Annotated in this window: 14 protein-coding genes and 5 tRNA genes; all 19 read left to right on the forward strand. The window is 36.6% G+C overall.

The window, feature by feature from the left end; genetic code table 11:
* Nucleotides 1-60 precede the first annotated feature (60 nt).
* The 19 genes from murB to rpoB all read left to right on the forward strand — a co-directional run bounded on the left by murB (nucleotide 61) and on the right by rpoB (nucleotide 15,801).
* The gene (gene murB, locus AC0L5Q_RS15630; protein WP_473610968.1) at nucleotides 61-1,092 is read left to right on the forward strand and encodes a UDP-N-acetylmuramate dehydrogenase; all 1,032 of its coding nucleotides are present in this window, start codon (nucleotides 61-63) and stop codon (nucleotides 1,090-1,092) included.
* Entirely contained in the window at nucleotides 1,079-2,062 is a 984-nt protein-coding gene (gene birA / locus AC0L5Q_RS15635; RefSeq protein ID WP_473618319.1) for a bifunctional biotin--[acetyl-CoA-carboxylase] ligase/biotin operon repressor BirA, read from the forward strand. Before murB ends, birA begins: the two co-directional genes overlap by 14 nt.
* Entirely contained in the window at nucleotides 2,059-2,784 is a 726-nt protein-coding gene (locus AC0L5Q_RS15640) for a type III pantothenate kinase (RefSeq protein ID WP_473610972.1), read from the forward strand. Before birA ends, AC0L5Q_RS15640 begins: the two co-directional genes overlap by 4 nt.
* 149 nt (nucleotides 2,785-2,933) lie before the next feature.
* A tRNA-Thr gene (locus AC0L5Q_RS15645) sits at nucleotides 2,934-3,009 on the forward strand.
* Between the two features lie 44 nt (nucleotides 3,010-3,053).
* Nucleotides 3,054-3,138: transfer RNA gene (locus AC0L5Q_RS15650), tRNA-Tyr, on the forward strand.
* Between the two features lie 30 nt (nucleotides 3,139-3,168).
* Nucleotides 3,169-3,243 (forward strand) — tRNA-Gly (locus AC0L5Q_RS15655).
* A 15-nt stretch (nucleotides 3,244-3,258) separates the two neighbouring features.
* Nucleotides 3,259-3,334: transfer RNA gene (locus AC0L5Q_RS15660), tRNA-Thr, on the forward strand.
* 70 nt (nucleotides 3,335-3,404) lie between these two features.
* Nucleotides 3,405-4,589: an elongation factor Tu gene (gene tuf / locus AC0L5Q_RS15665; protein ID WP_473610976.1), complete on the forward strand. Its 1,185-nt coding sequence runs from the start codon at nucleotides 3,405-3,407 to the stop codon at nucleotides 4,587-4,589.
* Nucleotides 4,590-4,787: 198 nt separating this feature from the next.
* Entirely contained in the window at nucleotides 4,788-4,961 is a 174-nt protein-coding gene (locus AC0L5Q_RS15670) for a hypothetical protein (protein ID WP_473610981.1), read from the forward strand.
* Between the two features lie 109 nt (nucleotides 4,962-5,070).
* A complete protein-coding gene (locus AC0L5Q_RS15675; protein ID WP_473610987.1) occupies nucleotides 5,071-6,258 on the forward strand; it encodes a hypothetical protein in 1,188 nt (395 codons plus the stop codon).
* Nucleotides 6,251-7,432 carry a nucleotidyltransferase family protein gene (locus tag AC0L5Q_RS15680; RefSeq protein WP_473610991.1) on the forward strand — a complete coding sequence of 394 codons (1,182 nt, stop codon included), beginning with the start codon at nucleotides 6,251-6,253 and terminating at the stop codon, nucleotides 7,430-7,432. The genes AC0L5Q_RS15675 and AC0L5Q_RS15680 overlap by 8 nt, the downstream gene beginning before the upstream one ends.
* A 206-nt stretch (nucleotides 7,433-7,638) precedes the next feature.
* A tRNA-Trp gene (locus AC0L5Q_RS15685) sits at nucleotides 7,639-7,715 on the forward strand.
* An 87-nt stretch (nucleotides 7,716-7,802) separates the two neighbouring features.
* Nucleotides 7,803-8,183, forward strand: coding sequence for a preprotein translocase subunit SecE (secE, locus tag AC0L5Q_RS15690; RefSeq protein WP_473610995.1), 381 nt, complete (start codon nucleotides 7,803-7,805; stop codon nucleotides 8,181-8,183).
* A gap of 3 nt (nucleotides 8,184-8,186) precedes the next feature.
* Nucleotides 8,187-8,798, forward strand: coding sequence for a transcription termination/antitermination protein NusG (gene nusG, locus AC0L5Q_RS15695; RefSeq protein ID WP_473618320.1), 612 nt, complete (start codon nucleotides 8,187-8,189; stop codon nucleotides 8,796-8,798).
* A gap of 386 nt (nucleotides 8,799-9,184) precedes the next feature.
* Nucleotides 9,185-9,613: a 50S ribosomal protein L11 gene (gene rplK / locus AC0L5Q_RS15700; RefSeq protein ID WP_033092461.1), complete on the forward strand. Its 429-nt coding sequence runs from the start codon at nucleotides 9,185-9,187 to the stop codon at nucleotides 9,611-9,613.
* A 3-nt stretch (nucleotides 9,614-9,616) separates the two neighbouring features.
* Nucleotides 9,617-10,312, forward strand: coding sequence for a 50S ribosomal protein L1 (rplA, locus tag AC0L5Q_RS15705; RefSeq protein ID WP_077343591.1), 696 nt, complete (start codon nucleotides 9,617-9,619; stop codon nucleotides 10,310-10,312).
* Nucleotides 10,313-10,607: 295 nt separating this feature from the next.
* Complete coding sequence (gene rplJ / locus AC0L5Q_RS15710) at nucleotides 10,608-11,102, forward strand: 50S ribosomal protein L10 (protein ID WP_473611001.1); 495 nt, start codon at nucleotides 10,608-10,610, stop codon at nucleotides 11,100-11,102.
* 100 nt (nucleotides 11,103-11,202) lie between these two features.
* On the forward strand, nucleotides 11,203-11,571 hold the full coding sequence (gene rplL, locus AC0L5Q_RS15715) for a 50S ribosomal protein L7/L12 (protein ID WP_076421056.1): 369 nt from the start codon (nucleotides 11,203-11,205) through the stop codon (nucleotides 11,569-11,571).
* A 201-nt stretch (nucleotides 11,572-11,772) separates the two neighbouring features.
* Nucleotides 11,773-15,801: a DNA-directed RNA polymerase subunit beta gene (rpoB, locus tag AC0L5Q_RS15720; protein WP_473611006.1), complete on the forward strand. Its 4,029-nt coding sequence runs from the start codon at nucleotides 11,773-11,775 to the stop codon at nucleotides 15,799-15,801.
* The last annotated feature ends 35 nt before the right edge of the window (nucleotides 15,802-15,836 follow it).

Genomic DNA, 15,836 nt, shown 5'->3' on the forward strand with positions numbered 1-15,836 from the left:
TACTTAAGTATTGTTATAATTAACGCTGATAAAATTTAGCGTAATATGTATGATACCCACATGAAAACACAATCCCCCTTTTCGGTAAAAAAAACTAACGGCTTTAATGTCGAGTCAGTTGCTTCTATTGCTTACTTTCCTCGAACGAATGAAGACTTGATTGAATTAGCAAACTTACCTTTATCTAATTTTTATATATTAGGTGAGGGTTTTAACACGCTTTTTGTTAGTGATACTGCACCTATTATCATAAAACCTGAATTTAAAGGGGTTGAAATAGATGAACAAGCTGATTGCACTATTGTAAAGGCAGCCGCAAGTGAAAACTGGCATAATTTTGTTGAGTTTTGCATAAGCCGAGGAATTAACGGTTTAGAAAATTTAGCGCTTATTCCTGGAAGTGTTGGAGCTGCGCCTGTTCAAAATATTGGAGCTTACGGTGTAGAGCTTGCTAATTATTGTCAGGAAGTGTTGTGGTTTGATTTTAAAACCAAAAAAAATGTGCTGTATAAACATGCTGATTGTCAGTTTGGTTATCGAGAAAGTATTTTTAAAAATAGACTGAAAAATACAGGTCTTATCATAAGTGTTACCTTTTGTTTTCCTAAAGTTTGGCGTGCTAACCTTTCATATGCGGGCTTAGATCATTTACCGTCTTCTGTTTCTGCCAAAATAGTAATGAATGAAGTCATTAAGGTTCGTCAAACAAAGTTACCTGATCCACACAAATTACCTAATGCGGGAAGCTTTTTTAAAAACCCTGTGATAGAAGCGACTCAATGGAAAATGTTAGTTGCTCAATATCCTAATATACCAAGCTATCCTCAAAGTAACGGTAAAGTAAAAGTGGCCGCAGGCTGGTTAATAGAAAAAGCCGGTTTAAAAGGGTATCAATACCAAGGGGTTGGCGTACACGAAAAACAAGCTCTAGTGTTAGTTAATTATAATACTGAGCAGGGTAAACACATTGTTGATTTAGCAATACATATAACTAATAAGATTAAGTCAGTATTCAATATTTATTTAGAGCCTGAAGTGAGAATGGTTTTCCCGCAAGGTGAAATGAATTTAGCAGAGTATAAAAATGGCTAAAGCAATTAAAGAATTATTAATTAATAAACTCGCTGCTGGTGAGTTTATTTCCGGACAAGCATTAGGTGAAGAAATAGGTGTGAGTCGAACAGCTATATCAAAACAAATTAATAACCTTTCAGAAATGGGATTGGATATTTTTAGAGTAACAGGTAAGGGCTATAAGCTTGTTACTCCTATTGAACTGTTAGATAAAGAGTTTATTTTACAGCAATTAATAGCCAATAATATTCATTGTATCGTTGAAACACATAATATTATTGATTCAACTAACGATTATTTAATGCGTCGAATTCCTAATCATGTCCAAAGTGGGCAAGTATGTATTGCCGAATATCAGAGTGCAGGTAGAGGAAGAAGAGGAAGGCAATGGATATCACCTTTTGGTTCGCACATTTATATGTCAATGTATTGGTTGCTTCCTCAAGGTATGACTGCTGCAATGGGGTTAAATACTATTGTAGCGTTAGCAATTAGTGATGCTATCGCTTCCCTTTATCAGATTAACGTTCAGTTAAAATGGCCAAATGATATTTATATTAACGGTTTAAAATTAGCGGGTATTTTAATTGATCTAGAAGGTACACCTAATGAGCCATGTCATGCTGTTATTGGTATAGGGCTCAATTTGAATATGCCAGATAAAAGTGGAGAAAAAGTTGATCAACCCTGGACAGACTTACAACAGCATACTTCAAAAATAATTAATCGAAATGAATTAGCCGCCACTATCATTCAATACTTAACATTTCGTTTAGAGCAACATAAAGATTCAGGCCTAGAACAAGTGGTAAATGAATGGAATCAACAAGATTACTTTTATGATCAACCTGTAACATTAATAACAGGTAATAATCAAACCCATGGCATATGTAAAGGGATAAACGAACAAGGAGCCTTGTTATTATCTGTTGATAACAATATTAAAGTCATTTACGGCGGTGAAGTGAGTTTAAGAGGTTCGAAATGATAATATTGGTTGATATAGGTAATACTCGGACTAAGTACCGAATAGAAGATATTGATATTAAAAATAAACGGATTGTTATTGAAAATAACCAAATTACCAAACAGTGGTTAACAGAGTATTGGGGGAAGGCGAATCAGATCATTGTTGGTAGTGTTAAATTAGGTGCTCTAACCGATTTAATTGCTACATGGGCAAAAGAAAATCATTCAAAGATATTTTTCATAGAAAGTGAAAAAGAACGATTTGGTATAATAAATAGCTATGAACAACCCAAGTCGTTGGGGGTTGATCGTTGGTTAACCTTAGTAGGTGCGTCGGCACTATTTCCAAAAACAGGCGTTGTTATAATTGATGCAGGTACAGCAACAACTTTTGATGTATTAGATCAAGACGGAAAGCATCAAGGAGGGTGGATATTATCAGGAATTGATTTATTACTTGCTCAACTTAGCAGTAATACATCAAAAGTTAAATTTGATGTCAGTGATTCAGCAGATACAGCATTTGGAAAAAGCACTTCAGAGTGTGTTAATAATGCTGCTTGGGCAGCCACTATTGCTATGATTAACTCAGGAATAAAAATAGCAGAGCATACTCAAGAGATAAAACATTGTATATTATTAGGAGGTAATGCAGAACGGATATTACCTTTTATTGAATTCCCAAAGGTTGAAATTATTCACGATCTAATATTTGAAGGCTTAAAGCGTTATTCAGCATAGAGGAGTAGGTGTTTTTAACGTTAATATGGATAAAAAACCATCAAACCTTAGTTAAACCTTAAACAAACATAAAAAAACATGAATTTTTTTGTTTTTTTCTATTGCAAGGTGGAAAACATTGCTCTAGAATTCGCTCCACTTAATGTAGTGCCGACTTAGCTCAGTTGGTAGAGCAACTGACTTGTAATCAGTAGGTCGCCAGTTCGACTCCGGCAGTCGGCACCATTAATACTTTTTATTTTATACGGATAAAAAGTAAATAAGAATTTGGAGGGGTTCCCGAGTGGCCAAAGGGATCAGACTGTAAATCTGACGGCTCAGCCTTCGGTGGTTCGAATCCACCTCCCTCCACCATTTTTAACAGAGATAAACTGATAGAGTTTAGCGGGTGTCGTATACTGGCTATTACCTCAGCCTTCCAAGCTGATGAAGCGGGTTCGATTCCCGCCACCCGCTCCAATCTTTAAATCGAATGCTGATATGGCTCAGTTGGTAGAGCGCACCCTTGGTAAGGGTGAGGTCGGCAGTTCGAATCTGCCTATCAGCACCATTCAAAGATTACTTCTATTAATTTATCTTAAACCATTAAACTTTTGTTAATCTACCCAAGGTATTTTAAAATGGCTAAAGCAAAATTTGAACGTAATAAACCACACGTAAACGTCGGAACAATCGGACACGTAGATCACGGTAAAACAACGTTAACAGCTGCAATCTCTGCGGTATTAACGAAAGTACACGGTGGTGAAGTAAAAGATTTCGCACAAATCGATAATGCTCCAGAAGAGCGTGAGCGTGGTATAACAATTAACACATCTCACATCGAATACGATACAGAAACACGTCACTACGCACACGTAGATTGTCCTGGCCATGCTGATTATATTAAAAACATGATCACAGGTGCAGCACAAATGGATGGAGCAATCTTAGTAGTTGCTGCTACAGATGGTCCAATGCCACAAACACGTGAGCACATCTTACTTTCACGTCAAGTAGGTGTACCATTCATCATCGTATTCATGAACAAATGTGACATGGTAGATGACGAAGAATTATTAGAATTAGTAGAAATGGAAGTTCGTGAACTTCTAAGTGAATACGAATTCCCAGGTGATGACTTACCAGTAATTCAAGGTTCAGCTTTAGGCGCACTTCAAGGTGAAGAGAAGTGGGAAGCTAAGGTTATCGAACTTGCAGAAGCACTTGATACTTATATCCCAGAGCCAGAGCGTGCAGTTGATGGAGCATTCATCATGCCTATCGAAGATGTATTCTCAATCTCAGGTCGTGGTACAGTTGTAACAGGTCGTGTTGAACGTGGTATCATCAAAGTAGGTGAAGAAGTAGAAGTTGTAGGTATTCGTGATACACAAAAATCAACGTGTACAGGTGTAGAAATGTTCCGTAAGCTTCTTGACGAAGGTCGTGCTGGCGAGAACTGTGGTGTACTTTTACGTGGTCTTAAGCGTGAAGACGTAGAACGTGGTCAAGTACTATGTAAGCCTGGTTCAATCTCACCACACACTAAATTCGAATCAGAAGTATACGTGTTAAGTAAAGATGAAGGTGGTCGTCATACTCCATTCTTCAAAGGATACCGTCCACAGTTTTACTTCCGTACAACAGACATCACAGGTGCAGTAGAGCTTCCTGAAGGTGTAGAAATGGTAATGCCAGGCGACAACTTGAAGTTTGTTGTAGAGCTTATCAACCCAGTAGCGATGGACGAAGGTTTACGCTTCGCTATCCGTGAAGGTGGTCGTACAGTAGGTGCTGGTGTAGTATCTAAAATCATTGACTAATATCGTTTAATCGATTGTTAATGTAGAAAGGTCGCGCAAGCGGCCTTTTTTGTATCTATAGTTTTCTAAGTGATACATGACGCATAACGAGATCCCATGCGTATAATGGTGAAAAGCTACCAGTATAGCGTTGCGTTGTAAATTTACAGGTTTAATGCTAATTTAAATCGATTTTGTATAGTTAACTAAAGAGTAAATATGTCTGAGAGCAATAAAAAAGAAAAAACTGACACTGAATTTGATAGGCGAAGCTTTTTAAATAAATACGGGAAGTTAGCAGTGTTAACACCTGTTGCCGTGACGAGTCTAATGAGCCCCGCAACTTCTGCGGCACCGAAATCATGCAGAGGTAATGGCAATAAAAAGTGCTAAGTTTATGTCAAAGATCTTTAACATAGTAATAAATCAAGCTATCTCTATCACCCTTTTCCATGTTTAATTTTACATTAGCTATTGTTACTTATTAGCTAAGATGGAATTCATGAATATACAAAAAATTCATTTAAACACTTCATTTTTATCTATGTATATAGAAAATGAACAGGGGCTTATTTTTGACCACCTTAAAAAAAGCTTATATAGCATATCCCCCGTAATAGTTGCGTTTATATTCGCGATAGATGAAAACTTGTCTGAGTCGGAAGCTATTGACGATGTGTCACAATATTTTAATTTTTCGCCAACAGATTTAATTTTTTATTATCAAGAAGCAAAATTGTTCTTTTCAAGCAGTAAATTCCCATTGAACTATATAGATAGTAGGTATCCTGAATTAACTAAATTGAGTGGGTATTCTAAGTTTGACGATCAAAAAAATGCAAAATCTTACACTGTTGGCGACTCATCATTTTCGATAACGTGTGAAAACCTATCTCTATTTAAAATAATAAATTCATTACTGCAGCCCATTGAAAAAAAATTAGATAAAGTTCATTTTCAAATTTTTATTAAAAAGTCAGTTTCTGATGACAAATATTTTGATGTTTTTTGTAATGAGCTAATTATCGAAGAACGACTCTTATTTCAAGAAGTACTTCCTTTAATTATTGACCGTATGCAAATTCTTACATTTCAACAGAGTGATTATTGCTTTTGTTTTCATGGTGCGGCCATACAAACATATGAAGGTGTCTTACTGTTGCCAGGGGTGTCAGGTGCAGGTAAGTCGACGTTGAGCGCTGTACTTGCAAGCAAAAGCAATAAGATTTATTCAGATGAATTGATCGTTTTAGATAAACATTTTAACGTTAACGCATTAAAATTACCTATTGCGATAAAGTCAGGAAGTTGGGATGTATTGTCTAAATATTACCCTCAGCTGAGCGAACAACCTGAATTTTTACGACTGGATGGTCGTAGATTGAAATATGTATGGCCAAATTCTTTTGCTACAAACATAAAGCAAAACCTTAAGCAGAAGTATCTTATTTTTAATCCAAAATTTAATAGTAAATCTCAAGCATCAGTAAGTCCTGAAAAACTATCGATAATAGATACAATCACTATGTTAGTTGAGGCTGGTTATCAGGTAGGTATTGAATTAAACGAAGAAAAACTAGAGTCTCTGTTAACTTTCATGGAAAGAGCCTATCGTTATCGCCATACATACAATACAAGTGCTCAAGCCGAGCTAGAGATAAAGAGGTTATGGGAAAGGCACTATGAATAACTTTTATAAAATTACTCAACAGGTTTTTTTTGATCTATCAACATGGTTACTTCACCCTGATAAATATTCAAGTGAACAGTTATCCCGTTTACAAAATGAAGAAGCATATTTGCCTATAATTTCTTTAGCTCATCAATATTGGTTAGTTGGGCCATTAACAAATAGACTAAAGTCTGCTGATGTCTGGAGGAAGCTTCCTGAGAAACTTCAAAGCTATTTAATTGATATTGAAAAACTTTATCTTAATCGAATAAATGCTATAAAAGCAGAAACTATTTTTGTAAGTCAATTATTAGTTGATGCAAATATTAAAGTTGTTGTGATAAAGGGAGCTGCAAGCATATTTAATGGCGTTGCAGATCCTATAAGTAATCGTTATATGAAAGATATTGATATACTCGTACCTGAGCAACTTCAGCAAAAGGCATATAATATACTCAGAAAAAATGGCTATAAAAAAGATATAAATTATTTTGATGTTAATGCTTCAGATGCACATCATGCCCCACCATTATTAAAAAATAATATTTGTTATATTGAACTTCATCGTTGGGTAGTAGCAAAACACTTAAAGAAAGTTTTAGAAACTGATAACGTATGGATAACCACAGTACCGCTTCATTTAACGGATGAGTTAATTGTAGAACAGTTAAACCCAACCAACCAAGTTATACTTTCGATAGTGCATAGTGAAATCCAGAATGGAGGATTTGATCAAAAACACATAGACTTGCATCAAATGTTTAATTTATTGACTATAGTTCAACACTTTTTTGGGAAAATTAATTGGCAACTAGTTAAACATTGTTTTGAAAAGTCAAACCAAGAAGATGTATTGACGACTACATTATATGTTTTATATCGTTTGTTTGAATTAGAAACCCCCATCACAAACAAACAAAGTATTTATGCTCAAAAACATTTTGATGAATGCTTAAGGCGCTATGTAAAAAATCAAGGAAGAAATAGTGGTTTTAGCGTGATTATGGAGCAATTGTATGGATATAAAAGCAGAAATATAAACTTGATGTACGGAAAAAAAGGTATTTTGGGTTATCCTATAGGAGTTATGAAACACCTATTTTTTCATTTTAGGAAAGTGTTTAGTTCCCCCCATATAAAGTCGTATGTTTTGAGAGTCATTAATAAAAGGCAGCATTCAGATGTTTCTTAGCTGTAATTTATATGAGCTATTTAAACGGAAGACGATAGAGGAATATTGTTTTTTATTGGATTTTGATATCAATTATCGAATATAGCTTGAGTAAAATCATTGACTCAGTATAATAGCGCCTCACTTCTAGAGTCTCTCTTAATTCCAAATAAACTAAGAATCACTCGATAAGTGCAGCTATTTAACAGTAAATTGTTGAATACAAAAGGGGTATAGTTCCAATTGGTAGAACAGCGGTCTCCAAAACCGATGGTTGGGAGTTCGAATCTCTCTACCCCTGCCAAATTTGATAAACATGTAAATGTTTGAAGTAAAATCTCTTTTGAGATTATTTCGTCTTAGTTTAGACGCGTAATTACAGGTTAAGAATATGAACGTAAGTACTGAAAGCCAGCCTAGTGGGTCTTTTGATTTTTTGAAATGGGGCTTAGTTCTCATTCTATTAGCAGGTGCAGTTGCAGGAAATTATATCTTCGGTGAAGAATCTGTTCTTTATCGTGCAATCGGTGTTGTAGTTGCTATTGCCGTTGCGGGCTTAATTGCTATGCAAACTGAAAAAGGGCGCTCTGCTGTTATTTTTGCTAAAGAGTCAAAAACAGAGATACGTAAAGTTGTATGGCCAACTCGTCAAGAAGCTATTCAAACAACAGCTATTGTACTAGTGGCGACACTTATTATGTCTATTGTAATGTGGGGCTTAGACTCAGTATTATTCTGGGTGGTTGGTTTTATTACTGGTTTAAAGGTTTAGATGATGACAGAAGAAAATTTAAACGAAGAACATGTTCCAAGTGAAGAAGAAATTGCAGCTGAAAATGCTGAGATAGAAAGAAGAAGTCATTTGCGTTGGTATGTAGTACAAGCTTTCTCTGGTTATGAAGGTCGTGTTCAAAAAACATTAATTGAACATATTGAAATCAATGGCTTAGAAGATAAATTCGGTCAAATCTTAGTGCCAACTGAAGAAATCGTTGAAATGCGTGCTGGACAGAAGCGTAAAAGCTCTCGTAAATTCTTCCCAGGTTATGTTCTAGTACAGATGGCTATGGATGAAGAAGCATGGCATTTAGTGAAAAGTGTACCTAGAGTATTAGGTTTTATTGGCGGTACGAGCGATCGTCCAGCCCCTATCACTCAGAAAGAAGCTGATCGTATACTTCAGCGTTTAGAAGATACTGATAAACCTAAACCTAAAACATTATTTGAACCAGGTGAAGTTATCCGCGTTATTGATGGTCCATTTGCTGACTTTAATGGTGTGGTAGAAGAGCTTGATTATGAGAAAAACCGAATTAAGGTGTCAGTACTTATTTTTGGTCGTTCTACACCAGTAGATTTAGAGTTTGGTCAAGTCGAAAAAGGCTAACATTAAACACTATAATATTTTTAAAAACCAAAGCAATGCTTTGGTTTTTTTGTTTTTAGAAGTAGTAATACCCTTCATAATAGAACTGTTCTGTTTAAAATAAAGGAAAACGGTCAAAGACAAAGTCTTTTATCCATTCTCTGTTAATTCAAACCTCTAAATTAATAATAGTTTAAAGGCGTTTTCAACTAGCAAAATGATCAATCTCTTAGTGAATATAGTAAAAGTTATAAATCGCTTGAATTTAGGCCGTTGATTAATATATAATCCGCTGCCGATTTTTTTTAAACTCAAGTAGTTAAATATTAAATATCGGTATTTTTATAACGGGGAGCTAGTTCAATTAAAGTAATTAGCGTTAGAACCCACACTATAGGTATTGAAAAATGGCTAAAAAAGTCCAAGCTCTAATCAAGCTACAAGTTGCTGCTGGTGCAGCAAACCCGTCACCGCCAGTTGGTCCTGCATTAGGTCAACACGGTGTAAATATAATGGAATTCTGTAAAGCGTTTAACGCAAAAACAGATTCATTAGAAAAAGGCGCTCCAGTTCCAGTAGTTATTACTGTATACAGTGACCGTTCTTTTACATTTGAAACAAAAACTCCACCTGCTTCATTCTTATTGAAAAAAGCGGCTGGTATTAAAAGTGGTTCAGGCCGTCCTAACACTGAAAAAGTTGGTACTGTTACAACAGCACAACTTGAAGAAATCGTTAAGACTAAAGAACCTGATTTAACTGCTGGTTCACTTGAAGCTGCAGTGCGTACCATTGCGGGTTCTGCTCGTTCAATGGGTTTAGTGGTAGAGGACTAATCAATGGCTAAATTATCAAAACGCGCTCGTCTTATCCGTGAAAAAGTAGACGTATTAAAAGAATATGAAATCAGCGAAGCAATTGCTTTATTAAAAGAATTTGCTACTGCTAACTTCCGTGAAAGTGTTGATGTTGCTGTAAACTTAGGCATCGATGCACGTAAATCTGACCAAAACGTACGTGGCGCAACTGTGTTACCAAACGGTACTGGTCGTGATGTTCGTGTTGCTGTATTTACACAAGGCGCTAACGCTGAAAAAGCTAAAGAAGCTGGTGCTGACATTGTTGGTATGGAAGATCTAGCCGAGTTAGTTAAAAAAGGCGAAATGAACTTTGACGTTGTAATCGCTACTCCTGACGCAATGCGCGTTGTTGGCCAATTAGGTCAAATTTTAGGGCCACGTGGTTTAATGCCTAACCCTAAAGTAGGAACTGTAACTCCTGATGTAGTAACTGCTGTTAACAATGCAAAAGCTGGTCAAATTCGTTACCGCAACGACAAAAACGGCATTATCCATACTACTATTGGTAAAGCTGATTTTGAAGAAGCGCAATTACAACAAAACCTTGAAGCATTATTGGAAGCATTGAAAAAAGCTAAACCAGCAAATGCTAAAGGCCAGTACATTAAGAAAATTTCTGTATCAACTACTATGGGTGCCGGTGTTTCCGTTAGCCAAGCAAGTTTAACAGTATAATTTTCAAAGCGCCTATTTTTAGGTGCTTTACAAGGGGTAGATTATAAACTATAATCTCGCCCCTTAAATTTTGGTAGATGTTGTTGATTTTAGCTATACAAAAATCAATGACCTCGTCAAAGACCGTAGGTGCTTTGTTGATACTTAGCTTAATTAAATGCCTACGTAGATGGTGATTACCCAGTATTTCCTAATTCTGGTCCTCGCCGTAATGGCCTGTAATTTATTAGTACTAAATAATAAATTACAGGGATAGTAAATACCGGCTTAGCCGGTGAACCAGGAGTTAAAGCCAATGGCTATCAATCTTGATGACAAAAAAGCAATTGTTGCTGAAGTTCAAGAAGCTGCTAGTGGCGCTCAATCAGCTGTAATCGCAGATTCTCGCGGTGTTTCAGTTGAAGCAATAACGACTTTACGTAAAGAAGCTCGTGAAAACGGTGTATGGATGAAAGTTATCCGTAATACGTTAGCACGTCGTGCTTTACAAGGTACTGATTACGAATGTGTTTCTGATACATTAGTTGGTCCATCGTTAATTGCATTTTCAAACGAGCATCCAGGTGCTGCAGCGCGTTTATTTACAAACTTTGCGAAAACTAATCCAGAGTTTGAATTAAAAGCAGCGGCATTTGAAGGTAATGTAGTTGATGTACAGGTACTTGCAAAACTACCTACATACGACGAAGCTATTGCACGTTTAATGAGCGTTATGAAAGAAGCATCTGCTGGCAAATTATGCCGCACGATTGCTGCAGTACGCGATCAGAAAGAGCAAGAAGCTGCCTAATTATTGTTTATCTTTTATATATAAGAAAACAATTTGCACTTTTTGTATTTATAGTTATTTATAACAATCATGAGATTGTTACTTAAACAGGAAATTTATAATGTCTATTTCTAAAGACGATATCCTAAACGCTATTGCTGAAATGTCAGTAATGGATGTAGTTGCTTTAGTTGAAGCAATGGAAGAAAAATTCGGCGTATCTGCTGCTGCTGCTGTTGCAGTTGCTGGTGGTGATGCTGGTGGTTCTGCTGAAGAGCAAACTGAATTCGACGTAATCTTAACAGGTTTCGGTGAGAAGAAAGTTGCAGTAATCAAAGCGGTACGTGGCGCAACTGGTCTTGGCTTAAAAGAAGCTAAAGACTTAGTAGAGTCTGCACCTAAAGCACTTAAAGAAGGTGTTGAAAAAGCTGAAGCTGAAGAACTTAAGAAAGCTCTTGAAGAAGCTGGTGCTTCTGTTGAGATCAAATAATCTGTTTTTAAATAGATTATTTGCCTGAAAAGGCAATGGCTGGTGATTTAAAAGTCACCGGCCTTTTTGCGCTAAAGAAAGTGGGTTTTTATAGCCCCAAACAGTGCATTATTGACGTCTAGACGTAGATGTCACTGTAATACTCTGCCAAATATAATGTATATAGGCAGTTCGGTCATAACCAGCTAGCTGAGGAACCCCATGGCTTACTCATACTTTGAGAAGAAGCGAATTAGAAAGGACTTTGGTAAAAGTACACAAGTAATGGATTATCCATTTCTGTTGTCTATCCAATTAGAATCTTTCCGCAAGTTTATAGATATTGATCCGACAGGTGAAACAGGCCTAGAAGCTGCGTTTCGTTCTATTTTTCCAATTAAAGCGTATTCTGGTAGTTCAGAATTACAATATGTTAGTTACCGTTTAGGTGAACCGTTATTTGACGTTAAAGAATGTCAAATTCGTGGTGTAACCTATTCTGCTCCATTACGTGTAAAGCTTCGTTTAGTTGTATACGATAAAGAAGCAGCAGCTGGTACGGTAAAAGATATTAAAGAACAAGAAGTATACATGGGCGAAATCCCATTGATGACTGAAAACGGAACGTTTGTTATTAATGGTACAGAGCGTGTAATCGTATCTCAATTACATCGTTCTCCAGGCGTATTCTTTGATCACGATAAAGGTAAAACTCATTCATCAGGTAAAGTGTTATATAACGCACGTGTTATTCCTTACCGTGGTTCATGGTTAGACTTTGAATTCGATCCAAAAGATAACTTATTTGTACGTATTGACCGTCGTCGTAAATTACCTGCGTCAATTTTATTACGTGCATTAGAATATTCTACTGAAGAAATCTTAGATATTTTTTACGATACTACATCGTACGAAATTAAAGGCGATAAGCTTATAATGGAGCTTGTGCCAGAACGTTTACGTGGTGAAACTGCAACGTTCGATATTAAAGTAGGTAAAGGCGATGTTATTGTTGAGCAAGGTCGTCGTATTACTGCTCGTCATATCCGTTCTTTAGAAAAAGAAAATATAACATCATTAGAAGTACCTGCAGAATATATTGTTGGTAAAGTTTTATCTAAAGCATATATTGATAAATCTACAGGTGAAGTTATTGCTGAAGCTAATGCAGAATTAACATTAGAATTGTTAGCTGAATTAAGCCAAGCAGGCCATAAGAAAATCTCTACGTTATATATGAACGAATTTGATGTTGGTTCATATATGTCGGATACATTAAGAGTAGATAGTTCAACTAACCGTCTAGAGGCGTTAGTTGAAATTTACCGAATGATGAGACCTGGCGAGCCACCAACTAAAGATGCTGCTGAAACATTATTTAATAACTTATTCTTTGCATTAGAGCGTTATGACCTTTCAACTGTTGGTCGTATGAAGTTCAATCGTCGCGTTGGAATTGCTGATGAAATAGGTGAAGGAATTTTATCTAAAGAAGATATTATTTCAGTCATGAAAACATTAATCGGTATACGTGATGGTAAAGGTGAGGTTGATGATATCGACCATCTTGGTAACCGCCGTATACGTAGTGTTGGCGAAATGGCCGAAAATCAATTCCGTGTTGGTTTAGTTCGTGTTGAAAGAGCAGTACGTGAACGTTTAAGTTTAGGTGACTTAGATGCGATAATGCCGCAAGATTTAATTAACGCTAAGCCTATTTCTGCAGCGGTTAAAGAATTCTTTGGTTCGTCTCAACTTTCACAATTTATGGATCAAAACAATCCATTATCTGAAGTTACACATAAACGTCGTATTTCAGCATTAGGCCCAGGTGGTTTAACGCGTGAACGTGCAGGTTTTGAAGTTCGAGATGTACATCCAACTCACTATGGTCGTGTTTGTCCAATCGAAACTCCAGAGGGACCAAACATTGGTCTGATCAACTCTCTATCATGTTATGCACGTACCAACGATTACGGTTTCTTAGAAACTCCTTACCGTAAGTTAGTTGATGGTGTTGTAACTGATGATATTGAATATTTATCAGCAATCGAAGAAGGTAATTTTGTTATCGCTCAAGCGAATGCTGAGATGGATAAAGATAATCGATTAACGCAAGAGCATGTACCTTGTCGTCATAAAAATGAATTTACGTTAAAAGCTGCTGATTCAGTTCAGTATATGGATGTATCTCCACAACAAATCATTTCAGTTGCAGCAAGTTTAATCCCGTTCTTAGAACACGATGATGCCAACCGTGCATTGATGGGATCAAACATGCAACGCCAAGCTGTTCCGACATTAAAAGTGGATAAACCACTTGTTGGTACGGGTATGGAAAAAATAGTTGCTGTTGACTCAGGTGTAACTGCAGTTGCTAAACGTGGTGGTGTTGTAACATATGTTGATGCTTCGCGTATTGTTGTAAAAGTTAACGAAAATGAAATGGTACCTGGTGAAGCCGGTATTGATATTTATAACTTAACTAAATACACACGTTCTAATCAAAATACCTGTATCAATCAACGACCAGTGTGTCGCATGAATGAACCTGTTACTCGTGGTGATGTGTTAGCTGATGGCCCGTCAACAGATATGGGTGAATTAGCGCTTGGTCAAAACATGCGTATAGCATTCATGCCTTGGAACGGTTACAACTTCGAAGATTCAATGTTGTTATCAGAACGTGTAGCGATAGAAGATCGCTTCACAACAATTCACATCCAAGAGTTAACATGTATTGCTCGTGATACTAAATTAGGCTCTGAAGAAATAACTTCAGATATCCCTAACGTTGGTGAATCAGCATTATCTAAACTTGATGAAGCGGGTGTTGTATATATTGGTGCTGAAGTTAAAGGTGGCGATATCCTTGTAGGTAAAGTAACACCTAAAGGCGAAACACAACTAACGCCAGAAGAAAAACTATTACGTGCTATTTTTGGTGAAAAAGCAGCTGATGTTAAAGACAGCTCTTTACGTGTACCAAATTCGGTTTCAGGTACAATTATCGATGTTCAAATCTTCACTCGTGACGGTGTAGAAAAAGATAAACGTGCTGTTGAAATCGAAGAAATGCAATTAAAAGAAGTTAAGAAAGATCTTGGCGATGAATTTAGCATTTTAGAAGATGGCATTTATGCACGTGCTAAGAAATTATTACTATCAGCTGGATTAAATGAAGCTGATCTTAATAGCATGTCTCGTGACAAGTGGTTAGTTCAAAATTTATCTGATGAAGGGCAACAGTCTGAATTAGAGCAAATTGCAGAACAATACGACAACATTAAAGCTGATTTTGATAAGAAGTTTGAAGTTAAGCGTCGTAAAATTACTCAAGGTGATGATCTAGCTCCAGGTGTACTTAAAATTGTTAAAGTATACTTAGCGGTTAAACGCCACATACAGCCAGGTGATAAAATGGCTGGTCGTCATGGTAACAAAGGTGTTATCTCAAACGTTGTTCCAGTAGAAGACATGCCATATGACGAACATGGTGTACCGGTTGATATCGTATTGAACCCGTTAGGTGTTCCATCGCGTATGAACATCGGTCAGATCTTAGAAACTCATCTAGGTATGGCGTGTCGTGGTATCGGTGAGAAAATTAACCGTATGCTTCAAGCACAGCAAGAAATTCATAAATTACGCAATTTCTTACAAGATGTATATAACGTAGGTGAATCTCGTCAAGAAGTAGACGTAGCAAGTTTTTCTGATGATGAAGTTATGCGTTTAGCATCGAACTTACGTGCAGGTTTACCTATTGCAACACCAGCATTTGATGGTGCAGCAGAGAAAGAAATTAAAGAACTATTTAAACTAGCTGATATGCCTGAAAGTGGACAATTTACGTTAACTGATGGTCGTACAGGTCGTGAATTTGAACGTCCAGTAACAGTTGGTTACATGTACATGTTAAAACTAAACCATTTAGTTGATGACAAAATGCATGCACGTTCTACTGGTTCATACTCACTTGTAACGCAACAACCTCTTGGTGGTAAAGCACAATTTGGTGGTCAGCGTTTTGGTGAGATGGAAGTATGGGCACTTGAAGCATACGGTGCTGCATATACTCTACAAGAAATGCTAACAGTTAAATCAGATGATGTTAACGGTCGCACTAAGATGTATAAAAACTTAGTAGATGGTGATCATCGTATGGAACCAGGTATTCCTGAGTCGTTCAACGTATTGTTGAAAGAGATTCGTTCGTTAGGTATTAACATCGAATTAGATCAAGAATAGCAAATAACTGATTTGCTGGCTTTTTGTTATAAAGG

This window comes from Pseudocolwellia sp. G5-9 (assembly GCF_055808995.1).